The sequence below is a fragment of the Streptomyces sp. NPDC048521 genome, assembly GCF_043199855.1.
In the GTDB taxonomy this organism is placed as follows: domain Bacteria; phylum Actinomycetota; class Actinomycetes; order Streptomycetales; family Streptomycetaceae; genus Streptomyces.
In genome coordinates, this window is sequence record NZ_JBICWR010000003.1 from 58,232 (window position 1) to 82,695 (window position 24,464).

The window sequence follows — 24,464 nt, forward strand, 5'->3', positions numbered from 1 at the left end:
CCGCGAAGCCCGCGGGCACCAATGCCTTCACCTGCCTTCCGGGGCTGCTACTTCGACGCGACGCCGATGTTGAGGTAGTCGTACTGACCGCTGAAGGCCGCCGTGGAAACCAGGTTGGTGTAGTTCTGCGGTCGGGCCAGCAGGACCTTGAAGTAGGTCAGCGGGACGAGGACGGCGTCGTCCATGGTCTTCTTGTCGATCTGCGTGTAGAGGCTGTTGCGCTCGGTGGTGTCCTGGGTACCGATCGCCTTGCCCAGCAGCTCGTTGACGTCCTTGTTGTCGTACTGCGACAGGTTGGTGTTACCGGACTGGCTGATCGCCTTGCCGTTCAGGATCTGCTGCAGGAAGCCGTAGCCGGAGGGCCAGTCGGCACCCCACTGCATCATCTCCAGGCCGATGTTCTGCTTCTTGGTGAACTTCGGCACACCCGCGTAGTCGGTGAAGTACTTGCCGGACGGGTACTGCTTGAGGGTGGCGTTGATGCCGACCTTCTTCAGCGAGTTGATGATCGCCGTGGCGGCGTCGATCTCCTGCGGACGGTCGGAACGGGCCGAGATGTTCGTCGAGATCGACGACTTGCCGCAGGCCTTCAGCTGGTCCTTGGCCTTGGCGACGTCACCCTTGTTGCCCGTGGTGGCGTAGACGTCGGACTTCTCGTAGCCCGGGATGTCCGGGGGCAGGACCGTGGAGGCGACCTCACCGCGGATCGGGCCGCCCTCGGCGGTCTGCACCGAGACCTTGTCGATGGCGTACTGCACGGCCTTGCGGCACTCGACCTTGTCGAACGGCTTCACCGTGGTGTTGATCGCCAGGTAGACCAGACGGCCACCGTAGGTGTTGTCCGTGTTGGCCTTCTTGGCGGCGTCGGTGAGCACCTGCGCCTGGGTCGAGGCCTGGACACCCGTGCCGGCGAGGTCGATCGCGTCGCCCGCGAGGACGTCCTTGTCGATCGTCTCCGGGTTGACCTTCAGCTTGACGACGATCTTCTCCGGCAGCTGCTTGCGCAGCGGGTCCGTCTTCGCGTCCCAGTTCTCGTTGCGCACGAGGACGGCCTGCTTGCCCTCCTCGTAGCTCTGGAACTTGTACGAGCCCGAGGACACGATGTGCTTGACGTAGTCGACGCCGGTGTCCTTCGCCTTGGGCACCGGGGCCGTCTGCGGGGCGGCGACCAGGTAGTCGAACTCCTGGAAGGCCTGCTTCAGGTGGAAGACGACGGTGGTGTCGTCCGGCGTCTCGATGGAGGACAGGCCCTTGGCGCTCTTGTCCTTGTACGGGCCCTTGTACTTGTCGCCGCCGGCCATGAACTGCTGGAAGTAGTTCGGGCCGAGGGAGAGCACGTCACGCGCGAAGTTGGAGCGCTCGACGGCGTACTTGACGTCCTTCGAGGTGATCGGCGAGCCGTCCTCGTACTTCAGGCCCGCACGCAGCTTGTACGTCCAGGTCTTGCCGCCTTCGCTCGGCACACCCTTGCTCGCCGCGAGGTCCGGGACGAGGGTGTTGCCCTTCTCGCCCGCACCGGGCTGGAAGGTCATCAGCGGGCGGGCGTACAGCCGGCTGAGGTTGTACATGTAGGCGTAGTACGTGTTGCCCGGGTCGAACGAGTCCGGGACGTCGGACAGCTCGTAGGTGACCGTGCCGCCCTTCTTGTCGGACGCGTTGACGACGCCCTTCGTCGCGGCGTTGGCCCCGGCCGACTTGGTGCCGTTCTCGTTCTTGTTGTCATCGGCCTTGCTGCAGCCGGCAAGAAGCAGGCTGACGGAGCCGATGGCCGCTATCGCGGCCAGCGCTGACCTTCGCATGATGGGCGCTTTCCCCTCCATTGTTGGAAAATTTTGTGGCTCTCGGTGACAGGCGTCAGCGGCTGCGCGGGTCGAGAGCATCGCGGAGACCGTCACCGAGCAGGTTGAACGCCAGGACGGTCACGAAGATGGCGAGACCGGGGACGATCATGTACTGGGGGTCGACCTGGTAGTAGGTGACCGCCTCGCGGAGCATGCCGCCCCAGGACGCCTGCGGGGGCTGGATGCCGACGCCGAGGAAGCTCAGGGACGCCTCGAAGAGGATGTTGGTCGGGATGAGCAGCGTCGAGTAGACGATGATCGGGCCGACCAGGTTCGGCATCAGTTCCCGGAACAGGATGTACGGCGTCTTGGCGCCCATGCCGCGGGAGGCGTCCACGAACTCGCGCTCCCGCAGGGCGAGGGTCTGGCCTCGCACGATCCGGCCCAGGTAGGGCCAGTTGAAGAAGCCGATGACGAAGATCAGCACGCTCAGGTGGAGCGGCAGCCCGTTGAGACCGAACGCGCCGCCCTGCAGGGTGGCGGAGATGGCGATCGCGAAGAGCAGGAGGGGGAAGGCGAGGAACGTGTCCATCAGCCGGCTGATGATCGAGTCGACCCGCCCGCCGTAGTAGCCCGCGACGACACCCATGATCGCGCCGATGACGTTGGACAGGATGGTGGCGCCGAACGCGACCACCAGCGACACCCAGGAGCCCTCGAGGACGCGGGTGGCGATGTCGCGGCCGAACTTCGGGTCGACGCCCAGCGGGTGGTCGAGGCTCATGCCGCCCCAGCCGCCCTTGGGCAGCGAGGTGTCGGGCGTGATCAGGTCCTGGTGGAAGGCGTTCGGGTCGAGGCCGAACACGGCCTGGAGCGGGCGCGAGAGGATCGCGAGGAGGACCAGCAGGATCACGATGACGCCACCGACGACGGCGACCCTGTCCTTCTTGAAGCGGGTCCAGGCGATCTGGCCCAGGGAACGACCCTCGATCTGCCCCTTACCGGCACCCTCCAGCACAGCCTCTGGCTGTGCCTCGGTTGCCGCCCCGGTGGTCTCGATCGGTGCGGTCACGGTGAGCGACCCCTCTCGCCGGTGGTGACCGGCCTGCGCCTGCCGCGGATTGCGGCTTTGTCGACTTGCCATCGATCAGGAGGTCTCGACCTCCTGTCTGACTCGCGAGTCTTCAGCGTCGCCGCGATCACCCGCCAGAGCTGACGGCGAAAGTATGCGCAACCGTGATGCAGTGCAGGGGATTCCGTTATCCGAACAGTGGGTAACGCCCCCCGGACGCGGGCCAGTTGGGACAGAACGGTGAATCCGCTCAGTTCGGGACGTATCGCTGCCGTCTACGCGCGCAGAAGTGAGGCCCCGAGTCGATTCCGCGCTACGCCCTCACAAGGTCCGATGCCGGGCGACGTCGGATCAGTAACCGCCGGGCACCGGCGGATAACCGTATCCGGCGGCCGGGGCCTGCGGCGGAGGCGGGGCCTGAAGCTGAGGCTGGGGCGGAGCCGCGTGGGCCTCGCGGTCGTAGAACGGACGCGCCTGGGCCCGCATCCACATCACCACCGGGTCGTAGTCGTCGGCCATCGCGACCGTCGACACCGGCAGCCCCTCCGGGACCGCCCCGACCGACTGCTGCATCATCGCGCGCACCGAGTCGACCGCGGCGGGCGAGGTGTCGTACACGTCCAGGCCGATGGCGAGATACGGCGCCCCGAGCGCCGGCTGCACCCAGGCGCGGCGCAGTGAACGCAGCGCCGGGGTACGGTGGGCGTTCTGCGCGAGCAGGGCGTAGAACTGCGGGATCTCGATGCCGGGTTCCGTGAGCCGGAGCGGGCCGGCGGGCTGGCGGTCCAGGCCAGTGGCGATGCGGCGCAGATCCAGCCAGGGGATGCCGACGCCGCCGCCCGGGGCGTGCGGGTTGAGCCAGAGGCCGTAGTGGTCCGGGTAGAGGGTGCGGGCCACGTCCAGTCCGTCGACGACCTCGTAGGAACGGTTCCAGCCGCTGGCCGACAGTTCCTGGGCGGAGGTCACGCAGGGGGCGTAGTGGCAGCCGTCGACCTCCATGTTCCCGTACTGGGCGTCCGGGGAACCGGCCTGGCCGTGCCACAGGAGCATCCAGATCTGGCCGGAGGACGGGGTGGCGAGGGCGCGCAGCAGGGCCTCGTAGGCGTCGTAGCGTCCGGGCGTGACCTGGCGCAGCATGTGCTCGACGCTGCCGCTGTGGCTCGCGCTCACCTGGTGTACCGGCCCTTCTTTTCAGTGCCCCGCGTTCGGAGACAGCTTAAGCGCCTGGCAGCTCGGGGCTTCTGGTTCGTGCGCGGGTGCGGGTGGTTCTGTGGCTGGTCGCGCGGTTCCCCGCGCCCCGTCGAGCTGCTTCAGTGACCGTATTGATAGAAGGGCCGCACGTTTGTCCTCAGCCATTCGGCCACCGGGTCGTCGGTGACGTCCAGGAGGACGAGGTTGACCGGCCACTTGACCGGGACTTTGCCGAGGGCCGTGCCCAGGGCCTCCAGGGGAAGGGCCCGCAGGTCGCCCTCCCATCGGGAGAGTTCCACGCCGACGAACATCACCGGGTCGGCCGTCTCGATGACGGCGAGGCAGCGGCGGGCGGTGAGGACGACGCCGGTCGCGGCGAACTCGGCGGAGGCGGCGGAGAGGAAGTCGACCGGGTCGTCCTGCCAGTCGGGCTCGAAGAGGCGGACCCGGCCGCCGGTGCCAGGGCCGTCGAGCGGGGTGCGGCCCGCACGGCACAGCTCGGCGACCGCCTCGGGCGGCAGCGGGACGCCGACCACGCCGCCGGGGTTCACGGCTATGCCCGCCTGCGGGGGCAGGCCCTGGGCGAACTCCACGGCGGGGGCGATGGTGTACGACATGTGGGAGCCGGCCACCTGACGGAGCTGTTCCTCGGAGCTGAAGACCGGGACGTACGCCTGGCCGTCGATGTCCATCGTGGGCAGGTCCAGCGGGCCGCTGTCCGGGCCCCCGCCGTTGGGCAGGGGGATCCACAAAAAGCTCCGGCCGAGCACCTCGATGATGCGGCCGCCCGCGGAGGGGATGCCGAGGGAGGCCGAGAGCACCTCCTCCAGTTCGTTGCCGGGCCACCCGCCGTGCGGGTGGGGGTGCGCCTGTGCCGGGAAGTCCGCGGGAATGTCCGCCGGGAAGTCCATCTGCCTACCGCCTGCTGGGAACCGTGCTGTGGCTCAAAAGGCTAGCGGGTGGCTCCGACGTGCTCGCCGGGATCAGCCCGAGAAGGCGATGCGGTGCAGGCTGTCCGCCGCGGCCCGGTCCAGCAGGACCGCCGAGCCGCAGCCCGCGGGCAGTTCGCCCCGCTCGACCGCGCCGAGCAGCCGGGCGGTCGTACGACGATGACGGCGGAAGGCGTAGCGGGAGACGCCCCGGCGGCGCTCCCGCTGGCCCGCGCGGGCGGTCTCGGCCGGCACGTCGAGCAGCAGCAGATGCAGGGAGCCGCCGCGGCGGCGGGCCTCGCGGGCGAGCCACGCGCGCACCCAGGCCTGGGTGCCGCAGTCGTGCACCACGAGGCCTTCCTCGGTGCGCAGCGCGCGGCGCAGTCCGGTGTAGTGGGCGAGGCGGACCAGGGGGCGGTACAGGGCGTAGGGCAGGCCACGGGGCACACGGGCCGCGAAGTCGTCGCGGGCGTCCTGGGAGTCGATGCGGCGGCCGGAGACCGCGCGGTGCATCAGCGTGGACTTGCCGCTGCCCGGCAGTCCGGTGACCACGACGACGTCACGCGGGCCGAAGACCAGGGCGCGGGGGCAGCGGCCGGCGCGGTCGCGCAGATCGCGGACGACCGGGGCGGGGCGCTCCGCGCAGCGCTCGCGGGCGGAGGCGGAGGGCTGCTTCGGCACCGCGACGCCGGTCGTGGTGGCGGTGGCGGCGGCGTACGCCGTGGTCCTCTTCACCGTGATCGTCCTCCCCTGTGGGCTCGGTCATACCCATGCCCGCTGTATGTAAAGAGAAGGTAATGGGAGGTGGTCGGCGGTTCGGTGCGCGTACGGCCACAGCTCGGTCACAGATGCGGGCCCTGACGGGCGGGGGCGCGGCGTGCAATGATGTGCCCGCCAACTGCATACCGGCCGCTTGAATCCGCGCGGGAGAGTCCCCAGGTCACTGGGGCGCCGAAGGAGCAAGTCCCTCCCTTGAATCTCTCAGGCCCCGTTACCGCGCGGGCGAGGCACATCTGAAAAGCGGGTCGCTGTGACAGTGGCTCCACCCAAGGTGCAAGCCGTGATCGTCCCTGTGGCGGTCGTGGCGAACCTCTCAGGTTCCGATGACAGATGGGGAGGAACGTTCCTCGCCCCGTCCGTGTGCCCTGGGAGACGACCGACCGATGAGCAGTACCGAACCCACTGAGCTGCGCCACACCGCGCTGGACGCGCTGCACCGCTCGCTCGGTGCGACGATGACCGACTTCGCCGGCTGGGACATGCCCCTGCGCTACGGCTCCGAGCGCGACGAGCACCTCGCGGTGCGGACCAAGGCCGGTCTGTTCGACCTCTCCCACATGGGCGAGATCACCGTCACCGGCGCGGGGGCGGCCGCCTTCCTGAACTTCGCCCTGGTCGGCAACATCGCCTCCGTCGGCGTCGGCCGCGCCCGCTACACCATGATCTGCCAGGCCGACGGCGGCATCCTGGACGACCTGATCGTCTACCGGCTGGCCGAGACCGAGTACATGGTCGTGGCCAACGCCTCCAACGCCCAGGTGGTGCTGGACGCCCTGACCGAGCGCGTCGCCGGCTTCGACGCCGAGGTCCGCGACGACCGCGACGCCTACGCGCTGATCGCCGTCCAGGGCCCGCAGTCCCCCGGCATCCTGAAGTCCCTCACCGACGCCGACCTCGACGGCCTGAAGTACTACGCCGGCCTGCCCGGCACCGTCGCCGGTGTCCCCGCGCTGATCGCCCGTACTGGCTACACCGGCGAGGACGGCTTCGAGCTGTTCGTGAAGCCGGAGCACGCCGTGGAGCTGTGGCAGGCGCTCACCAAGGCGGGCGAGGGCGTCGGCCTGGTCCCGTGCGGCCTGTCCTGCCGGGACACGCTGCGCCTGGAGGCGGGCATGCCGCTGTACGGGCACGAGCTGACCACGGAGCTGACCCCCTTCGACGCCGGGCTCGGCCGGGTGGTCAAGTTCGAGAAGGAGGGCGACTTCGTCGGCCGCGAGGCCCTCACCGAGGCAGCCGCCCGGGCTCAGGAGAACCCGCCGCGGGTGCTCGTCGGCCTGGTCGCCGAGGGCCGTCGCGTCCCGCGCGCCGGGTACGCCGTCGTCGCGGGCGGCGAGGTGATCGGAGAGGTCACCTCCGGCGCCCCCTCCCCCACCCTGGGCAAGCCGATCGCCATGGCCTACGTCGACGCGGCGCACGCGGCCCCCGGCAGCGAGGGCGTCGGCGTGGACATCCGGGGCAGCCACGAGCCGTACGAGGTCGTGGCGCTGCCGTTCTACAAGCGCCAGAAGTAGACACTGGGCGCGGCACGTCCCGGCGGACGTGACCCTGCGCACCTTCCCCCTGCTCACCAGCAGCCCCAGCAGTCCCCCCTTCACCAGCACTTCCGCGCGTACAGGAGAATTCAGGCCATGAGCAACCCCCAGCAGCTGCGCTACAGCAAGGAGCACGAGTGGCTGTCGACCGCCGAGGACGGCGTCGCGACGGTCGGCATCACCGAGTTCGCGGCCAACGCGCTCGGCGATGTGGTCTACGCCCAGCTCCCCGAGGTCGGTTCCACCGTGGAGGCGGGCGAGACCTGCGGTGAGCTGGAGTCGACCAAGTCCGTCTCCGACCTGTACTCGCCGGTCTCCGGTGAGGTCACCGAGATCAACGAGGACGTCGTCAACGACCCTTCGCTGGTGAACTCGGCCCCCTTCGAGGGCGGCTGGCTGTTCAAGGTGCGCGTCACCGAGGAGCCGGCCGACCTGTTCTCCGCCGACGAGTACGCCGCCCACACCGCCGGCTGAGGAGTCGTAGCCCTATGACTGTCCTGAACACGCCCCTGCACGAGCTGGACCCGGAGATCGCCGCCGCGGTCGACGCCGAGCTGAGCCGTCAGCAGTCCACCCTGGAGATGATCGCCTCCGAGAACTTCGCGCCGCTCGCGGTGATGGAGGCGCAGGGCTCGGTCCTCACCAACAAGTACGCCGAGGGCTACCCGGGCCGCCGCTACTACGGCGGCTGCGAGCACGTCGACGTCGCCGAGCAGATCGCCATCGACCGGATCAAGGAGCTGTTCGGCGCCGAGTACGCCAACGTCCAGCCCCACTCCGGCGCCTCCGCGAACCAGGCGGCCCTGTTCGCCCTGGCCCAGCCCGGGGACACCATCCTCGGCCTGGACCTGGCGCACGGCGGCCACCTGACCCACGGGATGCGGCTGAACTTCTCCGGCAAGCAGTTCGACGTGGTCGCCTACCACGTGGACGCCGCGACCGGCCTGGTCGACATGGCCGAGGTCGAGAAGCTCGCCAAGGAGCACCGCCCCAAGGTGATCATCGCGGGCTGGTCGGCGTACCCGCGCCGGCTGGACTTCGCCGAGTTCCGCCGGATCGCCGACGAGGTCGAGGCGTACCTGTGGGTCGACATGGCGCACTTCGCGGGCCTGGTCGCCGCCGGACTCCACCCGAACCCGGTCGATTACGCGGACGTGGTCACCTCCACGACCCACAAGACCCTCGGCGGCCCGCGCGGCGGCATCATCCTCGCCAAGAAGGAGTTCGCGAAGAAGCTGAACTCGTCCGTCTTCCCGGGCTTCCAGGGCGGTCCCCTGGAGCACGTGATCGCGGCCAAGGCGGTCTCCTTCAAGGTCGCCGCTTCGGAGGAGTTCAAGGAGCGCCAGCGCCGTACGGTGGAGGGTGCGCGCATCCTCGCCGAGCGCCTCACGGCGCCCGACGCCCGCGAGGCCGGCGTGAACGTCCTGTCCGGCGGCACCGACGTGCACCTGATCCTGGTGGACCTGCGCGAGTCCGAACTGGACGGGCAGCAGGCCGAGGACCGCCTCCACGAGGTAGGCATCACGGTCAACCGCAACGCCGTCCCGAACGACCCGCGCCCGCCGATGGTCACCTCGGGTCTGCGCATCGGCACGCCCGCCCTCGCGACCCGCGGCTTCACGGCCGAGGACTTCGCCGAGGTCGCGGACGTGATCGCCGAGGCGCTCAAGCCGTCCTACGACGCGGAGTCCCTGAAGGCGCGGGTGAAGGCGCTCGCCGACAAGCACCCGCTGTACCCGGGTCTGAACAAGTAAGTCACCTTTCGCGGGGCACCGCGCACACTGGAAGAACCGGCGTGCGCGGTGCCCGCGCCCTGTACCACCCTTTGCACCACCCCGTATTGAGGAGTCACCCGTGGCCATCTCGGTCTTCGACCTGTTCTCGATCGGCATCGGCCCGTCCAGCTCCCACACGGTCGGCCCGATGCGCGCGGCGCGCATGTTCGCCCGCCGGCTGCGCAACGAGGACGTGCTCGGTTCCGTCACGTCCCTGCGCTGCGAGCTGTACGGCTCGCTCGGCGCGACCGGCCACGGCCACGGCACCCCGAAGGCGGTCCTGCTGGGGCTGGAGGGCGCCTCGCCGCGCACGGTGGACGTCGAGACGGCCGACCAGCGGGTGGAGACGATCAAGCAGACCGGGCGTCTGAACGTCCTCGGCGAGCACGAGATCCCCTTCTCCTTCGACGACGACCTGGTCCTGCACCGCCGCAAGGCCCTGCCGTACCACGCCAACGGCATGACCGTCCGGGCGTACGACGCCCAGGGCAGCGAGCTGCTGTCGAAGACCTACTACTCGGTCGGCGGCGGCTTCGTCGTGGACGAGGACGCGGTGGGCGCGGACCGCATCAAGCTGGACGACACGGTCCTGAAGTACCCCTTCCGCACGGGCGACGAGCTGCTGCGCCTGACCAAGGAGACGGGCCTGTCGATCTCCTCCCTCATGCTGGAGAACGAGCGGGCCTGGCGCACGGAGGAGGAGATCCGGGCGGGCCTGCTGGAGATCTGGCGCGTGATGCGCGCGTGCGTGCAGCGCGGCCTGTCCCGCGAGGGCATCCTGCCCGGCGGCCTGAAGGTCCGCCGCCGCGCGGCCGTCACGGCCCGGCAGCTGCGCGCCGAGGGCGACCCCTTGGCGCACGCGATGGAGTGGATCACCCTCTACGCGATGGCGGTGAACGAGGAGAACGCGGCCGGCGGCCGAGTCGTCACCGCCCCCACGAACGGTGCGGCGGGCATCATCCCGGCGGTCCTGCACTACTACATCGACTTCGTGCCCGGCGCCGACGAGGACGGAGTCGTCCGCTTCCTGCTGGCCGCCGGTGCGATCGGCATGCTCTTCAAGGAGAACGCCTCCATCTCCGGTGCCGAGGTCGGCTGCCAGGGCGAGGTCGGCTCCGCCTGCTCCATGGCGGCCGGCGCGCTGGCGGAGGTCCTGGGCGGCTCCCCGGAGCAGGTCGAGAACGCGGCCGAGATCGGCATGGAGCACAACCTCGGCCTGACCTGCGACCCGGTCGGCGGCCTCGTCCAGATCCCGTGCATCGAGCGCAACGGCATGGCCGCGGTGAAGGCGGTGACGGCCGCGAAGATGGCGATGCGCGGCGACGGCTCCCACAAGGTGTCCCTGGACAAGGTCATCAAGACCATGAAGGACACGGGCGCGGACATGAGCGTCAAGTACAAGGAGACCGCTCGGGGCGGGCTGGCGGTCAACATCATCGAGTGCTGAGCACCGGCGCGGCGGAACCGTCGTCGACCGGTCGCCAGGGGGCGGCGATCGTCGCTCCGGGCTCGATGCCGTAGCGGCTCAGTCTCTCGGCCTCGCCTGAGCGGCCGGTCCGGTGCAGCAGGGCGACGAGCCGGTGTTCCGCACCGTCACCGTCGCCCGCTTCGACAGCGCGCAGCAGAACCTCGACGATCTCCTCCGCCGCCCCGAACGTGTCGATGAGGACTTCCGCTTTCGAGCGCGCCGAGCCCCGCCGGCATCCGGACGCCGGCCCGGGCCACGGCTGCACCGTGTAGTGGGGCTCCCAGCCGTACAGGCGCAGGGCCAGGCCGAGATCACCGTCCTCGCAGGCACGGTCGAAGAGGCGGTTGAACACGAGGACCTCCAAGAGGCCCGACCACCCCTCACAGCTTGCCAGGAGACTCTCCTTGGAGGCGTCCGGACAGGACTTCAAGCGGTCGTACAGCGCATCGGTCATGTCCTGCACGACACGGCGGTCGGCCGCCATCCCGTCCCACAGCGACGAGAGATCCTTCCGGTGGACCACCTGTGGCACGGCCTCCTTCCGCACGGCCTCCTGCGCCGCCTCCGGCACGGCCTCCTGTCCCGGTCGCTCCGGCGGTGTCTCGCGCCCGGACTCCTTCCCCCAGCGCTCCAGTTCCCCGCGCGCGCCCCGGTCGCCCGACTGTGCCCTGCTCACCAGATGGGACCATGCCTCGTCGTCCCGCTCCAGACGGCGCAGCAGCCGGTACCGCGCGGCGGAGGCACAGGGCGGCGCTTCGTCGCCGATGTCCTGGAGCCAGGCAAGGGCCTCCTCCGCATGGCCGTTGTCCACCATGACTGAGACGGCGGCTTGGAACAGGCCGCTGTCCGGGATCAGGGCGCAGGAGCGGGCCCAGACCTCGGCCGCGTCCGGGTGGCCCGCCGCCAGGAGGATCTCCACCATCTCCCAGCCCCCTCCCTGCTGCGGGAGGGTGACGTCGTCTCCCCGGGAAGCGGCACGGCAGGCCAACTCCACCGCCCTGCGGGTCAGTCCGAGGGACCGTGCCAGACCCGCGGCGCCGGCGAGGGCCGCGACGCTCGCCGTCCCGTCGAGATCGAGCTGCGGGATGCTCCACCGGGCGATCTCCGACCGCCGGCGTCCCAGGCGCTCCAGCAGCGGCAGCACGGCGAATCCGAAGACGTGCGCCCCTCTTTCGAGGGCCCGCCGATAGCAGCGCAGGGCCGTCTCCGGGTCGATGTCCTCCAGGAGCCGTCCCCGGTGGGCTGCCGCCTCGGCGTCACCGCTCGCCTCCGCACGCGCGTAGAGGCGGTCCGCGAGCCGGCGCAGCCCCCGGCGCTCCGCCGCCGCGCCGACGGCGGTGAGGTGGTGCGGCTCGCCGTGTGCGAGGAGCGCCCGCCACATGCCCGCCGGTACCGGCACCGCGGTCCGGCGCCCGGAGCGAGCGCGGTGTTCCAGCGCGTCGTTGAGTCGGTAGTACGGGCCCGCGGCCCCCTCCTCGTACGGCCGACGCGGAACGCGTCCCAGCGGGGGCCGGACGCCGCGGCACTCCGCTCGGTCCGAGAGGTACGCCAGCGCGGCGGCCGCGAAGTCCTCCCCTTCCGCCTCGTACTCCCAGTCCTCCAGGTAGGCGACGGCTCCCTCGGCCAGCAGCCGCTCGGGCAGGGCGGGGCCGTAGCCGAGCAGGCGGGCGTGGGTGGCGGAGCGCAGCAGAGCCTTGCCGCCCGGCGAGGCCTCCTGCGCCAGCCGCAGGACACGGGGGACGCCGCCGAGGTACTGGGTGACGGCGATCTCGCTGCGGTCCGGTGTGGTCGACCGGGCATGGCGGACCGCTTCGTCGATACGGGGGTCGGAGCGGGCCTGCCGGCGCATCGTCCGCAGAGCGGCGCCCCGGAAGGTTGCCGGGACCTCCACGACATGGCCCTCCAGCAGCAGCCGGGCGTGTGTGCCGTGCCGGCCGGCGCTCGTGGTGCGCAGGGCGCGGTAATCGTCGGGCCACATCGTGTCGACGATCAGGACCGGCGCCCGCAGTTCGTCGTGGACCAGCCGGCGCAGCCCCCGAGCCAGGTCCTCCCGGGCGTCGGCCGTGGAGAGCAGCAGGCGTTCCCGTGTGTCGTCCAGCCAGACCACGGTGCGCGGTCCCACCCGCTCCAGATCCGCCATCAGCTGGGCGTGCGTGCCGCTCTTGGCGGGCTCCCAGATCGTCCAGTCGGCGCGGACCTCCGGGACCGAGGTCAGGGCTTCCCACAGGGCCCTGGTCTTGCCGGTGGAGGGCTCGCCGACGAGCAGCAGGCTCGCGCTCGTGCCGCTCGCGGTCCGGGCGGCGATCCGCGCGAGTTCCTCGTCGTGGGCCCGGGGGACGTAGTCCGGCATGCGCGGGAGTCCGGGCCGGCCGGAGACGCGGATGACGTCGTACGCGCTCAGCTCCCACGGGCCGCCGAGGGATCCGAGGGGACGCCCCACGGTGGTCTCCGGCTCCGCGGCACGCCGGGCGTGACTCTCGTCCCAGGCCCGTCGGCGCAGCGTCTCCCACTCGGCCAGCTCCTGCCGCGTCGGGCGTCGCTGTGCCGTCCGGTCGTACAGCTCGTGCAGCAACGCGCTGAGCGGGTTGGCGAGTTCCGGTGACGGCGCGGCCTTGCGGTCCAACGCCGGGTCCGCCGGCACCGCCTTCCCGCTCAGCCAGGCACTGAGGGTGCTCGTCGACAGTGCCGTGCCCAGGGGCTTGCGCGCGGAGACCCGCTGGGCGAGTTCCGCCTGGGTCCGGTGCCCCGCCGCCGCCACCAGGTCGGCGAGCCTCTTCGCGAAGAGCTGCCGGTACGACACTCGACCCACCGCCTCCCCCATGTCCCCGCCCCGTCCGTCCCGTCCGGATCCGGCCCGGACGCCCGGATCGCCTGCTGACCAGCGGTGTCGCCGGTCATCGCCTGATGAGGAGTCGACGCTGCGGCGCTCGCCGTGGTCCGGTGCGGCCGTCCATCGGCCCTCCCCGACGCCGTCGGGGGCGAGTAACGGAGCGCTTGCGCATGTTTCCCCTCATCACGTCGATTCCCGACCTTACCGGGATGTCCGGGGCCCCGGCCCGTCTGTCGCTCGCACAGGAGCAGGCCTCGTCCCACGTCCCCATCCTGCAAACGGCCATCGCCGCCGCAGCGTTCCTCGTGGTGCTCGCCGGGTTCGTGTACGGCGTCCGCAACCGTCGACGCGACGGCCTCAAGGAGCGCCTGGCCGAGGCTGCCCGCGTGCTGCGCCTGCTCGACGTCGACGTGCGCCGGCTCCAGGACGCGGAGCGGCCGGCCACGACGGCGGAGCTCGGACGGTTGCGCGCCCGGCGTCCGCAACTCGAGCGCGCCGTCGCCCAGTGCCCCACGGGTCGCACGGCGCGCCGCCTCCGCTCCCGGCTGGCGGCGGTCGCCGAGCATCTGACCCGATGCTGCGCGACCGGGGCGGCCCCGCTGACGGAGATCGAGGCCGCGTACACCGCGGCCCACGCGCCGGACGACGTACCGGCACAGCTGCGCCTGCCGCTCTTCGCCGGACGGGTCCGGCAACAGGAGCGGGCCCTGGTCGAGCTGGCCGTCGCAGTACGCAAGGCCGAGGCGACGGTCGCGCGCTGGCGCCGCTTCTGACCCGCCGTGGGAGGGGGAGTCCCCGGCCATCCCCCTACCGACCGACGCCGAAGTCGTCGCTCGTCTCACCCTGTTGGCCAAGAGCCACGCGAGTCTCATCACCTCGGAGCGGACAGCGAAGCCGGCGTCCGTGCCGAGTTCGGCGACCGCCCGAAGCCGAGGTTCCGGATGCGGCCGCAGGGGGCACAACCCCAGCATGCTGCACGGCATCGACGTAAGCGCCTACCAGTCCTCCGCATACGACACGGACGGCCTCTCCTTCGTCTTCATCAAGGCGACGGAGGGCCGCTCGTACGTCAATCCCCGACTCACCACCCAGACGAAGACCGCCCGCGACGCCGGACTCGTCGTCGGCTTCTACCACTTCCTGTGGCCGGGCAACCTCACCGCCCAGGCCGAGTACTTCGTCCGCCACGCCCCGGACCGCCCGGGCGACCTCCTCGCCGTCGACTGGGAGACGACCGGTGAGGGCACCCACGCGAGCAACGCGGACAAGGACCGCTTCATCCGCAAGGTGAAGGAGTTACGACCGGACAACCGGGTCGTCCTCTACTGCAACCGCCACTTCTGGCTGAACATCGACACCACTTCCTACGCCGGCGACGGCCTGTGGATCGCCGACTACGTCACCGCGGGCAAGCCCCGCATCAAGGCGAAGTGGCGGTTCCACCAGTACACGAGCGATCCCCACGACAAGGATGTGGCGAACTTCGCCGACAAGGCCTCCTTGCGCAAGTGGGCAGCCGGGGAGTGACAGGACCGATGTGCGCCCGTCAGCCGTAGACGATGTCGCCGGCGAGGACGAAGCCGAGCCGGACGAGACGCTCGGCCGTCTCCCGGAGCGGCTGGCCGCTGCGGACAGCGAACTGGGAGACGTGCCGCAACTTCAGCGGGGTTCCCTTTTCCAGCCACGCGGCGCCTGAACCGACGTTGTTCACGAGGCGCAGATCCTCCCATTCCATGCGCTCCAGCAGCGTCACCGCGCGATCCGAGCAGAAGATGCCCAGCTCCGCGCACCTGGCCGCCACATCGCGGGGACGTCGCCCCAACTTGACCGCAAGCTCCAGCACATGAGCCGACGAAACGGGGGCCTGGAAGTCCAGCCAGGGGGCATCACCGTCCCCATCCCGGCTGAGGAGGTCGAGGTCACTTCGGTCCACTCGCTCGGGCAGGTCCGTCTCGGGGACTCGCAGTCCGCAAGCCGCCAGGAAGGCCGCGACCTCGGCAGGGCGACGCCGGGTCCGGTCAGCACTGCACATGATGTGGCCCAAGGACACAGGAGCTCCCCAGTCGAGCCACGGCGACTGCCCGTCAAGGCTCTTGCTGAGGTAGACGAGATCGCTGGGATCGAAGCGCTCGGGGAGAACCGGATCACCGAGGACGCAGACTCCCAGCTCCGCCAGTCCCTGTGCCACGTCCTCGGGGCGGCGTCCGAGTTCGGCAGCGGCCACCAGCACCTGCGGCAACGGCACGGGATCCGACGTGTCCAGCCAGGGCCCGACGCCGTCCAGGTCACGGCTGAGGACGACCAGGTCCACTGGGCGCACCCGGTCGGGCACACGCACGCCCTCCGGCAACCGCAGCCCCCACTCCGCCAACCGCGACACCACGGCCTCGGGGGTCCAGTCCAGTTGCTCGGCGACCGCCAGTACATGGCCCAGCGGCACAGGCTCAGAGGCTTCCAGCGGCGGCGCGTACCCACCCAGACCGAGAAGCGTCTGATCGAAGGGCAGGGCACTGTCCGGCAGTGCCAGGGCCGGTGGGACCTTCAGCCCGAGGGCCGCCAGGCGTGCCCCTACCACCGCAGGAGAACGCCCCCAGGACATGGCGCACGACAGCAGGTGTGCCACGGGCACCGGCTCGGCGTCATCCAGCCACGCAAGCTCTACCTGGCGATGTTCGACGCCGAGGAGGAAGAGGTCTTCGGGGTCCACCGTTTCGGGCACCGCCACGCCCTCCGCCGGCCGGAGCCCCCACTCCGCCATCCGCTGGACCACCGCTCGGGGCGCACGGCCCAGCGTGGTGGCGACCGACAGCACATGGCCCAGCGGCACGGGTGACGTATCGATCACCCATGGCGGTCGTCCGTCACTGCCCCAACTGAGCAGGACGAGGTCTTCGGGGTCAACGGTCTGCGGCACCCGTACACCCTCTGCCGGCCGAAGGCCCAACTCCGCGAGTCGTCCCACCACTTCCAGCGGGGGGCGCCCCAGACGGTGTGCCGTACCGAGCACATGGCCGAGTGGCACCGGCTCGTTGGGATCGAGCCAAACGCTGCCCTGTCTGTCGTCCGAGGAGGCGTGCGCCGCACTCCCGTCGAGGGCGAGCACGGCATCGTCCGTCGGCCGCGCGACCGGCAGCGCGACGGGATCGGTGACGGTCGCTCCGGCGACGACACCGGCGGCCGCCCAACTCAGTATGCGCCAGTCCTGGATGGCCGCAGGGACGCCTTGGCCGACGAAGCCACGCATCACCGAGTCATCGTTCAGGACCAGTCCCGTGTCCGCCGGGAAGCAACCCACCACCGCCACGTCCAGTTCGTGGCCGTTCACCACCCATGGCCGGTATCCGGACCGTACCAAGGCCTCATGGACCGCGTCGGCCAGCAGCGGCCGGTGCCTGACCAGTTCCGACAGCCAGCCGTGGTCCAGCACCTCGCCGTGCTCCAGCAGCAGGGCGGGGATCTCTTGGTGAAGGACCTCAGCGACGTGGGCCCGGTCATAGCCCAGCGTCCGTCTGCGGTCGACGGTCAGCTGGGGCGCATACCGCCCGGTGAGGTTGACGACGGCGCCGTACAACCCCTCCCCCACCCAGACTCCGTCCGCGAGCACACCGCCGTGCGTGCTGGTCCACCACACCTCAGGGCGCGACGTGGCATCCACCCGCGCGCCCTCCACTCGCGCGGCCTCCGCGGAGTACGGGTCCGATCCGCCCAACGGCGCAACGGTCGACAACACATGCGGCTGCCACTCCAGCCTCGTCCCCGCCTCCTCCGCGACAACCGCGTACTCAGAGATCCACAGCAGCCGCCGCAGCAGATCCGTGCAGGAGAGTGGGCGGTCGGAGGGGCGGAGGTAGAGGCGTACCGTGGTGCAGGCGTCGTAGCCGCGGCCCAGGTCCCGGATGCGGAAGAGGGAGCCCGGGCCGGCGATGTCCACTTGGAGGCGGTGGCCGGGGTGTCCGTCCCGGTCCAGGCGGCAGGTGGTCACCGAGATGTCGTCGGCGATCATGAAGTAGCTGAGCACCCCGATGCCGAAACGGCTGTTGGGATGCAGCTCGATGCCCTCGGCCCGCCAGGCGGCGAGTTCGTCGTGGTACTCGGGCAGGTCGGCGAAGCGCTTGCCGGCGTGCGAGAAGACCTCGCGCAGTTCACGCTCCCCCATGCCGATGCCGTTGTCGGTGCATTCGATGTACGGACGGCCGTAGTCGTCGACGCCCTGGATGAACGTGATCCGCCCCTGCCAGTCGGGCAGTTGGGCACCCCGGCGGCGTAGGTAGGCGATCCGGGCACCGCGGTAGCGGCAGGCGTCCAGTGCGTTCTGGTACAGCTCCCTGATCGCCAGGGCGGGATCGCCGTAGAGCTGCTCGCCCATGAGGAGTTCCTGGATCCGGTCGTCGGCGAGCCGGAAGCGCAGGTCGGTGGATTCGTAAACCGGTCTGCCCCGGTAATCCGCCGCCGCGTGCACCTGGTCGGCGGTGGCGTGCACCGGCAGGTCGCGCAGCGGGGCGAGCCGGGGGTCGGTGCCGACCTGGACGTCGACGGCGCCCAGCAACGCGTCGACCGCCTCGGCCTGCTGTCGCAGGGCGAGCCCGACCGCCGGATGTCGGCAGGCGGCGTTCAGGACGCGGGTGCGACCGCGCGGGTCCCAGCGCGCCGTCCGGACAGTGGTGTGCAACTCGGCAAGGTCCACGGCGTAGCTGATGCCCAGGTGGTCGACGATCACGTCGGGCAGCAGGACCGGGTCGATCGCGAGATGGTGCGCCACGGTCAGCAGGACGACCAGGAGTTGGACGCGCAGGTGCTGCTCCGCGCCCGAGCCGCCCGCGAGCTGGCGCTCGGACCGCACGACGGTCGCGTCGAAGGAGCTACGCAGGGAGCGCAGCAGCGTGGGCAGTGCGTCACCCCCGAGCAACTCGGCGGCCAGGGCCCGGTGGGGGCCGGCCGGGAGGGATGCCAGCAGGTCCTCGACGGGTCCGAGCAGGCCGGCCAGGACCTGGTCATGGGTGTCGCCGGGCTGCTCGGCCAGCCAGCGGCGGAACAGCCACCAGGCGATGCCGGATGCCCCGTCGGCCCGGGCGGAACGGGCCGACAGCTCCGCTCGGCGCACGAGCCGGGGACGGCCGGTGAAGAAGTGCTCGTAGGCCGCCCGTTCGGGGCCGGGGGAATCGGCGGTGCCGAGGTTCTCCGGGTCGGCCACCAGTGCCTGGGCCGCCGACCGGTTCGCGCACGCCACGTACAGGTAGGGCACGACGACCATCAGGGCCGCCTCGGCCGGGGACAGGGCCAGCTTTTCGGGGTTGAGGACCTTGGACAGCAGCCAGCCCACCCGGTCGCTCATGCGCTCGGCGAACTCGACGGGCCGCCAGGGGTCGGCGGTCAGCCTCGCCTCGTCCCGGTCGGCCTGCCCGGCCACATGGGCGACGACCGCGACGGCGGCCGCCCGCAGGGACTCGCTGTCGGGGCCGTCCCCGACCTGCTGCCACGCGGGGTGGGCGCGCGCCGCCGTGACCCAGGGATGCTCTCCGGCGGCCCCGGGCACATCGCGGTCGGCCCGCGGGAAGACGACGAACTCGTCGATGTCCGTCTCGGTCTGCACCCTGATCTGCTGCCGGGGGCAGTTGTGCTCGGCGGTCAGCTCGTCCGTCGCGCTCTGCAGTTGCTCCTTGAGCTCCCGTACGGTGCCGGGGCCGGCCTCGTCGGCCACCACCGTGCTCAGGGCGCGGGAGAAGATGCTGAAGGTGGCGTTCCCGGCCGTGGTGTAGCGGGCGCGCTCCCCGGGGGAGCAGGCGTAGACGTGGCAATAGCGTCGCTCGCCGGTGCGGGCCACCTTCATGTCGGACCAGCCGGCCGCGTTGATCCCGGCCATCTCCTTGAGATGGATGCCCTCGCGGCAGGCGTCGACGAACACGATCACGTCGCCGGCCCGGCTGCGCTCGACGTAGCCGCCGAAGTCCAGCGGGAGACATCGGCGGCGGAAGTCATGGGACCTGGTGCGCGCGCCCCTGGGCACCAAGTAGTCCTTGCTGTCGTGGTGGATGCCATGGCCGCTGAGGTAGAGCAGCAGCGTCTCGCCCGGGGCCGCGTCCTGGAAGAACGCCTCGACGGCCGAGTCGATGCCGTCGAGGTCGGTCTCCTCGGTGTCGTGGACGGTCACGTGATAGCCGGCGTCCGACAGCGCGTCCGCCAGTTCCGCCATGTCGTCGACCACGAACGGCAGGTCGTCGATGGCGTCGTCGCGGTAGGCCGGAACCCCGATGAGCAGGGCGCGGTGAGAGCCGTTCATGCCGTCGGTCCCTCACGCACCGAACGTCAGCGTGATCGCTCCCTTGGCCCCGACCTGAGCCGACGTGCCGACCAGGGCGATGCCACCGGTCGCCGTGATCTCGAAGGACACCTGGGCCTGGCGCAGCGGCATGCCCGTGTCCGGCACCTGAAGGCTGCCGAGCACCTCCTGCAGCGCGTCGACGGTGCGCTGCAGGTTGTCGCGGAGAACCGTCACCGGGATCTGCCGGAGCGAGGCGTCGCCGCCGTTGCGCCCGAAGATGCCCATGTCACCCGTGCCCGTGGGCGATCCGCCGTCGATGGACACCAAGACGTCGACGGACGGAACGGTGTCGTCAGGCTCGGTGTGCGCAGCCTTGGCCGTCTCGAACACGGGCCCCCCTCAACTCACTGCCCTGAAGCGTCACATCCTAGGGGCTCGCGGCCCGCGTCCGCAGGGGCAACTCAGCATTCGACGGAATGCCGGCGACGCGACACCACCCGGCGATCTGCTGCCCGGTGAAGCGCCGGCCGGCCGTTCCTGCCGGTGGCAGGACCTGCGGGTCAGCCCCGGAAGTCCGCCGAGCGCTCCCGGGACGCCTCCGTCAGGGCCTTCTTCACTTCCTCGACGCCTGCCCGGAGGCCGTACACCGGGGTGCCGGGCTGCTGGCGCCAGGAGTCGTCGATGCCGCCCGCGTCGACGGTGTCGAAGCCCAGTTCGTCGATCAGGTCGCGGACGACCCGCTTGGCCGCCTCGTCGTCGCCGGCGACCGGGAGGGCCATGCGCCCGGGGTCGCCCGCGGGACGGGGGCGCTCCAGGATGTCCTGGGCGTAGGTGCCGTTGAAGGCCTTGATCACCGGGTGGCCGAGGTGCTGTTCGGTCCAGCGGCTCTCGGTGAGGCCCTCATCCTCGATGGCCGCGATCCGGCCGTCCCGCTGCTGCGGGTAGTAGTTGCCGGTGTCGATCACCGCGACGCCCTCGGCCGCGCCGTCCAGCAGGCCGGAGGGGAGGTCCGGCACCGCCTTCAGGGGGACGGTGACGACCACGACCTGGGCGCCCTTGGCCGCGTCCTCGGCCCGGACCGCGGTCGCGCCGGTCTCCTCGGCCAGTTCCTTGAGCGTTTCGGGGCCGCGCGAGTTGGCCACGGAGACGTCGTGGCCGAGGGCGGTGAGCCGCCGGGTGAGGTTGCCGCCGATGTTTCCCGCGCCGATGATGCCGATCTTCATGAGCACGCCCTTCGGGAATCGATGCATGCATATGCATGCGTCCGTACGGTGGGCGTCAACCCGGCGGGGCGGACATGTATTCCGCGGTCGCGGCAGTCGGGTGAACGGGGTCAGAGCCGTACGAGGGCCTTTCCCGTGCGGCGGTTCGATTCCATCAGGCGGTAAGCGTCCCGGATGCGGTCCAGGCCGTCGAAGACCTCGGGATCACGGGGCGCAGGGTGCCGTCGGTGAGGCCCGCGGGCGGTTCCCGGGGACCTCGTTCACGCCCGTTGCCGCAGCAGCCCCAGCGTCTCCTCCAGCTCCGCCAGCAGAACGGCCGCCGCCCGCTCCGCGTCCGACGCGGCGATGGCGTCGACCAGGGCGGCGTGCGTGGCGTCGCCGGCGCCGGGGTCCTCCTCGCGCAGCCGGGTGAGGTCCAGCAACGTCACCAGGCCCGCCCGCAGGACGGGGACGAACTCGGTGAACAGGCCGGCGAGGACCGGGTTGCGGGCGGCGGCGACCACGGCCTCGTGCAGGGCGATGTCGGCGTCCACGAACCCGGCGTCGTCGCCCGCGGCGGCCGTACGGCGGCTTTCCAGCGCGGCCCGCAGCGCGGCGACGTCCTCGGGGGTGCGCCGGCGTGCGGCGAGCCGGGCGGCCTGCACCTCGACGCCCATGCGGACCTCGTAGACGTCCGTGACCGCGGCCCGGCGCAGCCGGGTGGGCCAGTCCTCGACGGGCTCGGTGGCGATGACGAAGACGCCGGCGCCGTGCCGGGGCCGCACCAGTCCGGCCCCGGCGAGCGCGCGCAGGGCCTCGCGGACCGTGGAGCGGCCTACGCCGAGTTCCCTGGCCAGGGTGGTCTCGCCGGGCAGCTTGGTGCCGACGGGCCAGTGACCGCCGGCGATCTGCTCCCGGAGGCGCTGCGCGGCCTGTTCGACCAGCGGGCTGGGGCGGAGGGCACCGAGCGGCATCGACGTCACCGACTTCCAGCGGTAGGGGACTTCCGGAGCGGTCCTGACTTGTCTGAGGAGCTGAGGGGTCGCTAGCGTACCCGGCATGACGCTCGGCGATCTGCTTCTCCTCGGCTGCCGTGGCGGGGTCTGAGGCGACCGGCGCCCCGCCGCGGGGCTCCGTGCCGCCGGTCACCGTCCGACCGAGCCGAAGGCACCAGCAGACGATGACCACCGTCCCCGTGCGGCCGGCGTGCGACCCACCGCGGTCCAGCCCGATGCCGTACCACCGTCACCGCCCCTCCCCGGACCGGGTGAGCGTGCCCGTCACGGACCGCGCCCGGCCTTGCGCCCGCATCGAGCGGGCCCGGCGCCTGGCCCCCGTCTGCCTGCCCGCCGGCGACCGGGCGCCGGCCGAACCGATGGACACCCCGTGCGAGCCCCGCTGCCGCCTGGATCTGCCGCCGGGTGTGCGCCCGCACTCCTCGCGACCCGTCCGGGAGCGGACGGACAGCGGGCGCGAGGCCACGCAGGAGGTACCGCACGTGCCGTTGCGGGCGACCGGTCCGCAGGGGGCGCACCGGTTCGTCGGCGCCCCCGCCCCGGCCGCGGCCCCTGCGGCCCCCGTCCGGGCGGTGGGCCGGTGAGCGTGGTGCTGCGGGCGGAGGGTGTCGACCTCGTCCGGGACGGGCGGCCCCTGCTGCAGGAGGTGTCGCTGGCCGTGCGGGCCGGTGAGCACTGGGCGCTGCTCGGCGCGAACGGCGCGGGCAAGTCCACGCTGCTCGGCCTGCTCGGGGCCCTCGTCCATCCGACGCGGGGCACGGTGGAGGTGCTCGGGCGCCGGCTGGGCCGGGTGGACCTGCGGGAGCTGCGGGCGCACGTGGGGCATGTCGACCCGCGCCACCGGCCGGCCTCCGCGCTGCGGGTGCGGGACGTGGTGCTCACCGGGGTGACCGGCTCCGCGGCGCCGGTCCCGCGGTGGCGGCCGGCCCCGGAACAGGAGGAGCGGGCCGAGGCACTGATGGCCACCCTGGGGCTGGCGGCGCTGCGGGACGCCCGGTGGGCCACCCTCTCGCAGGGGCAGCGCGGCCGGACGCTGATCGCGCGGGCGCTGATGCCCGAGCCGCGGCTGCTGCTCCTGGACGAGCCCGCCACCGGTCTGGATCTGCCCGGCCGGGAGCAGTTGATCGAGGCGCTGGAGGAGCTGCGGTCGGCGCATCCGGGGCTGGCGACGGTGCTGGTCACCCATCATCTCGAGGAGCTGCCCCCGGGCACCACGCACGCCGTGCTGCTGCGCGACGGGCGGGTGCTGGCCTCGGGGCCGGTGGCGACGGTCCTCACCGCGGACCAGGTCGGCAAGTGCTTCGATCTGCCGCTGGCGCTGGAGCGGCAGGAGGGCCGCTGGAGCGTACGGATCCGGCGGGCGGGGTGAGGGCATGACGAAGGGGGTGCCCCTCCCTGTTGCGTCTCCGCACGGGACGGACACCCCCTCACCAGGGCGTCACTTGCTCAGGTAGGCCCAGAACTCGTCGAACGACAGGACCTTGTCGCCGTTGAGGTCACGGGACTTGATGATGGCCTCCGCCACCGTCTCGGTGACGTTCCAGTCACCGCCCTGGGCCAGGGCGGACTTGAACTCCGCGGCGGTGATGAACCCGTCACCGTCCCCGTCGATCCGCTGGAACTGCTTGCGTGCTTCCTCGATGTCCGCCACCGATCCGCCCCTTTTGTTCGTGTTTCTCATGCCGTGCTGGCGTACTGACGCTGGTCAGATTAACGGCCCGCACGGACGCGCAGTGCGGCGACCACCCACGCGAAGTCCTCGGCGTGCGCAGGCGCGGGCGTGCGGTTGACGATGGCGAGCAGTTCCCGGTAGCGGGCGACGCGGTCGTTGAACCCGGCCGTCATGCGTTCCAGCACGGCTGCCCGGTCGGCGTCCCCGAAGAGATCGCGCAGGACCGACTCCGCCTCCGGCGCCGCCGGCTCGACACCGCGCTCGCGGGCCGGGGCCACCAGCTCCACCAGCCGCTTGGCGAACCACAACGAGCGTCCGCGCGGTTCCCCGGGCTCCCGGTCGGCCGCGTTGAACTCGACCGCCCGGCGCATCTGGGCCCGGAACTCCGGGTCCTGGAGCATCTCGGCCAGCTCCACCCAGGCGTCGGCCTGCTCGGGCGTGGGGTCGTCCGCCAGGTCGACGGCGGTGCTCCGCATCCGTTCCATGATGTCGGGGTCCACGGTGTCGAGCCCGTGCAGCGTCTGAGCCACGAACTCCTCCATGATGCGCTGCCGTTCGGCGGCCGACAGCCGCGCCAGCTTGTTCATCAGGGTCATCTCCTCCGCGGTCGAGCCGCGTCGCGCCACGGTCGACAGCACCGCCCGGGTCACCTTCAGCGACCGGATCTGCGCGTCCAGCGCCGTCACGTGCGTGGCCGCGACCTCGGCCACCGTCCGCTCGCCGGCCAGCACCGTGCGTACGTCCTCCAGGCCGAGCCCCAGCTCGCGCAGCGTGCGGACCAGCTCCAGCCGGGCGACGCCGGCGGCGTCGTAGAGCCGGTAGCCGCCGGACGACCGGGTCACCGGTGTGAGCACGCCCGCGTCGGACCAGTAGCGGATGGTGCGCACGGACAGCCCGGTGGCGCGGGCCAGCTCGCCGATGGTGAGAAGTCCGGTGCCGTCTTCGATCATGTCTGCG

20 protein-coding genes and 1 riboswitch are annotated in these 24,464 nt (G+C 71.4%); of the genes, 8 read left to right on the forward strand and 12 right to left on the reverse strand.

All coding sequences use genetic code 11. The annotated features are described in order from the left end of the window. Positions 1–47 precede the first annotated feature (47 nt). The 5 genes from ACGFRF_RS07830 to ACGFRF_RS07850 all read right to left on the reverse strand — a co-directional run bounded on the left by ACGFRF_RS07830 (position 48) and on the right by ACGFRF_RS07850 (position 5,708). Positions 48–1,820, reverse strand: a complete 1,773-nt coding sequence (locus ACGFRF_RS07830; protein WP_393737743.1) for an ABC transporter substrate-binding protein — start codon at positions 1,818–1,820, stop codon at positions 48–50. Between the two features lie 34 nt (positions 1,821–1,854). Then, positions 1,855–2,853 carry an ABC transporter permease gene (locus ACGFRF_RS07835; RefSeq protein WP_393737744.1) on the reverse strand — a complete coding sequence of 333 codons (999 nt, stop codon included), beginning with the start codon at positions 2,851–2,853 and terminating at the stop codon, positions 1,855–1,857. Positions 2,854–3,204: 351 nt separating this feature from the next. Beyond that, positions 3,205–3,990 (reverse strand): enhanced serine sensitivity protein SseB C-terminal domain-containing protein, encoded by a 786-nt coding sequence (locus ACGFRF_RS07840; protein WP_393738280.1) that lies wholly within the window; start codon positions 3,988–3,990, stop codon positions 3,205–3,207. Between the two features lie 173 nt (positions 3,991–4,163). Then, the gene (locus tag ACGFRF_RS07845) at positions 4,164–4,955 is read right to left on the reverse strand and encodes an enhanced serine sensitivity protein SseB (protein WP_393737745.1); all 792 of its coding nucleotides are present in this window, start codon (positions 4,953–4,955) and stop codon (positions 4,164–4,166) included. Positions 4,956–5,027: 72 nt separating this feature from the next. Further along, positions 5,028–5,708 carry an AAA family ATPase gene (locus ACGFRF_RS07850; protein WP_393737746.1) on the reverse strand — a complete coding sequence of 227 codons (681 nt, stop codon included), beginning with the start codon at positions 5,706–5,708 and terminating at the stop codon, positions 5,028–5,030. Positions 5,709–5,887: 179 nt separating this feature from the next. After that, positions 5,888–5,980: riboswitch (glycine riboswitch) on the forward strand. Between the two features lie 156 nt (positions 5,981–6,136). On the opposite strand from ACGFRF_RS07850, the gene gcvT reads away from it, so the two are divergent. The 4 genes from gcvT (at position 6,137) to ACGFRF_RS07870 (ending at position 10,507) form a co-directional block, all read left to right on the forward strand. After that, positions 6,137–7,264: a glycine cleavage system aminomethyltransferase GcvT gene (gene gcvT / locus ACGFRF_RS07855; protein ID WP_393737747.1), complete on the forward strand. Its 1,128-nt coding sequence runs from the start codon at positions 6,137–6,139 to the stop codon at positions 7,262–7,264. 117 nt (positions 7,265–7,381) lie between these two features. Then, on the forward strand, positions 7,382–7,759 hold the full coding sequence (gene gcvH, locus ACGFRF_RS07860; protein WP_393737748.1) for a glycine cleavage system protein GcvH: 378 nt from the start codon (positions 7,382–7,384) through the stop codon (positions 7,757–7,759). Between the two features lie 14 nt (positions 7,760–7,773). After that, positions 7,774–9,039: a serine hydroxymethyltransferase gene (gene glyA, locus ACGFRF_RS07865; protein ID WP_393737749.1), complete on the forward strand. Its 1,266-nt coding sequence runs from the start codon at positions 7,774–7,776 to the stop codon at positions 9,037–9,039. Between the two features lie 100 nt (positions 9,040–9,139). Beyond that, positions 9,140–10,507, forward strand: coding sequence for an L-serine ammonia-lyase (locus ACGFRF_RS07870; RefSeq protein WP_393737750.1), 1,368 nt, complete (start codon positions 9,140–9,142; stop codon positions 10,505–10,507). Here the strand turns inward: ACGFRF_RS07870 and ACGFRF_RS07875 are convergent. Then, positions 10,494–13,337 (reverse strand): hypothetical protein, encoded by a 2,844-nt coding sequence (locus ACGFRF_RS07875; RefSeq protein WP_393737751.1) that lies wholly within the window; start codon positions 13,335–13,337, stop codon positions 10,494–10,496. The genes ACGFRF_RS07870 and ACGFRF_RS07875 overlap by 14 nt on opposite strands. Positions 13,338–13,567: 230 nt before the next feature. Here ACGFRF_RS07875 and ACGFRF_RS07880 point away from each other — a divergent pair, with 230 nt between their 5' ends. Beyond that, positions 13,568–14,131, forward strand: a complete 564-nt coding sequence (locus ACGFRF_RS07880) for a hypothetical protein (RefSeq protein ID WP_393737752.1) — start codon at positions 13,568–13,570, stop codon at positions 14,129–14,131. Between the two features lie 196 nt (positions 14,132–14,327). Continuing rightward, positions 14,328–14,885: a glycoside hydrolase family 25 protein gene (locus tag ACGFRF_RS07885; protein WP_393737753.1), complete on the forward strand. Its 558-nt coding sequence runs from the start codon at positions 14,328–14,330 to the stop codon at positions 14,883–14,885. 19 nt (positions 14,886–14,904) lie between these two features. Here the strand turns inward: ACGFRF_RS07885 and ACGFRF_RS07890 are convergent, their stop codons facing one another. The 4 genes from ACGFRF_RS07890 to ACGFRF_RS07905 all read right to left on the reverse strand — a co-directional run bounded on the left by ACGFRF_RS07890 (position 14,905) and on the right by ACGFRF_RS07905 (position 21,793). Further along, on the reverse strand, positions 14,905–19,635 hold the full coding sequence (locus ACGFRF_RS07890) for a caspase family protein (RefSeq protein WP_393737754.1): 4,731 nt from the start codon (positions 19,633–19,635) through the stop codon (positions 14,905–14,907). Between the two features lie 12 nt (positions 19,636–19,647). Beyond that, positions 19,648–20,007 (reverse strand): hypothetical protein, encoded by a 360-nt coding sequence (locus ACGFRF_RS07895; protein ID WP_393737755.1) that lies wholly within the window; start codon positions 20,005–20,007, stop codon positions 19,648–19,650. Between the two features lie 170 nt (positions 20,008–20,177). After that, positions 20,178–20,840 carry an NADPH-dependent F420 reductase gene (locus ACGFRF_RS07900; protein ID WP_393738282.1) on the reverse strand — a complete coding sequence of 221 codons (663 nt, stop codon included), beginning with the start codon at positions 20,838–20,840 and terminating at the stop codon, positions 20,178–20,180. 260 nt (positions 20,841–21,100) lie between these two features. Beyond that, complete coding sequence (locus ACGFRF_RS07905; protein WP_393737756.1) at positions 21,101–21,793, reverse strand: FadR/GntR family transcriptional regulator; 693 nt, start codon at positions 21,791–21,793, stop codon at positions 21,101–21,103. 206 nt (positions 21,794–21,999) lie between these two features. On the opposite strand from ACGFRF_RS07905, the gene ACGFRF_RS07910 reads away from it, so the two are divergent. Further along, positions 22,000–22,419 carry a hypothetical protein gene (locus ACGFRF_RS07910; RefSeq protein WP_393737757.1) on the forward strand — a complete coding sequence of 140 codons (420 nt, stop codon included), beginning with the start codon at positions 22,000–22,002 and terminating at the stop codon, positions 22,417–22,419. Next, entirely contained in the window at positions 22,416–23,204 is a 789-nt protein-coding gene (locus tag ACGFRF_RS07915; protein WP_393737758.1) for an ABC transporter ATP-binding protein, read from the forward strand. Before ACGFRF_RS07910 ends, ACGFRF_RS07915 begins: the two co-directional genes overlap by 4 nt. A gap of 69 nt (positions 23,205–23,273) precedes the next feature. Here ACGFRF_RS07915 and ACGFRF_RS07920 read toward each other — a convergent pair whose 3' ends face one another. Next, the gene (locus tag ACGFRF_RS07920; protein ID WP_393738284.1) at positions 23,274–23,486 is read right to left on the reverse strand and encodes an EF-hand domain-containing protein; all 213 of its coding nucleotides are present in this window, start codon (positions 23,484–23,486) and stop codon (positions 23,274–23,276) included. 59 nt (positions 23,487–23,545) lie between these two features. Next, positions 23,546–24,457 carry a MerR family transcriptional regulator gene (locus ACGFRF_RS07925; RefSeq protein WP_393737759.1) on the reverse strand — a complete coding sequence of 304 codons (912 nt, stop codon included), beginning with the start codon at positions 24,455–24,457 and terminating at the stop codon, positions 23,546–23,548. Between the last annotated feature and the right edge of the window lie 7 nt (positions 24,458–24,464).

What these genes read in the sequence shown, in the direction of transcription:
- ACGFRF_RS07910 (WP_393737757.1), top strand. Translation starts at nt 22,000, where the DNA reads ATGACCACCGTCCCCGTGCGGCCGGCGTGCGACCCACCGCGGTCCAGC.
- ACGFRF_RS07880 (WP_393737752.1), top strand. Translation starts at nt 13,568, where the DNA reads ATGTCCGGGGCCCCGGCCCGTCTGTCGCTCGCACAGGAGCAGGCCTCG.
- ACGFRF_RS07830 (WP_393737743.1), bottom strand. Translation starts at nt 1,820, where the DNA reads ATGGAGGGGAAAGCGCCCATCATGCGAAGGTCAGCGCTGGCCGCGATA.
- ACGFRF_RS07885 (WP_393737753.1), top strand. Translation starts at nt 14,328, where the DNA reads ATGCTGCACGGCATCGACGTAAGCGCCTACCAGTCCTCCGCATACGAC.
- gcvH (WP_393737748.1), top strand. Translation starts at nt 7,382, where the DNA reads ATGAGCAACCCCCAGCAGCTGCGCTACAGCAAGGAGCACGAGTGGCTG.
- ACGFRF_RS07890 (WP_393737754.1), bottom strand. Translation starts at nt 19,635, where the DNA reads ATGAACGGCTCTCACCGCGCCCTGCTCATCGGGGTTCCGGCCTACCGC.
- gcvT (WP_393737747.1), top strand. Translation starts at nt 6,137, where the DNA reads ATGAGCAGTACCGAACCCACTGAGCTGCGCCACACCGCGCTGGACGCG.
- ACGFRF_RS07905 (WP_393737756.1), bottom strand. Translation starts at nt 21,793, where the DNA reads ATGCCGCTCGGTGCCCTCCGCCCCAGCCCGCTGGTCGAACAGGCCGCG.
- ACGFRF_RS07925 (WP_393737759.1), bottom strand. Translation starts at nt 24,457, where the DNA reads ATGATCGAAGACGGCACCGGACTTCTCACCATCGGCGAGCTGGCCCGC.
- ACGFRF_RS07900 (WP_393738282.1), bottom strand. Translation starts at nt 20,840, where the DNA reads ATGAAGATCGGCATCATCGGCGCGGGAAACATCGGCGGCAACCTCACC.
- ACGFRF_RS07840 (WP_393738280.1), bottom strand. Translation starts at nt 3,990, where the DNA reads ATGCTGCGCCAGGTCACGCCCGGACGCTACGACGCCTACGAGGCCCTG.
- ACGFRF_RS07845 (WP_393737745.1), bottom strand. Translation starts at nt 4,955, where the DNA reads ATGGACTTCCCGGCGGACATTCCCGCGGACTTCCCGGCACAGGCGCAC.
- glyA (WP_393737749.1), top strand. Translation starts at nt 7,774, where the DNA reads ATGACTGTCCTGAACACGCCCCTGCACGAGCTGGACCCGGAGATCGCC.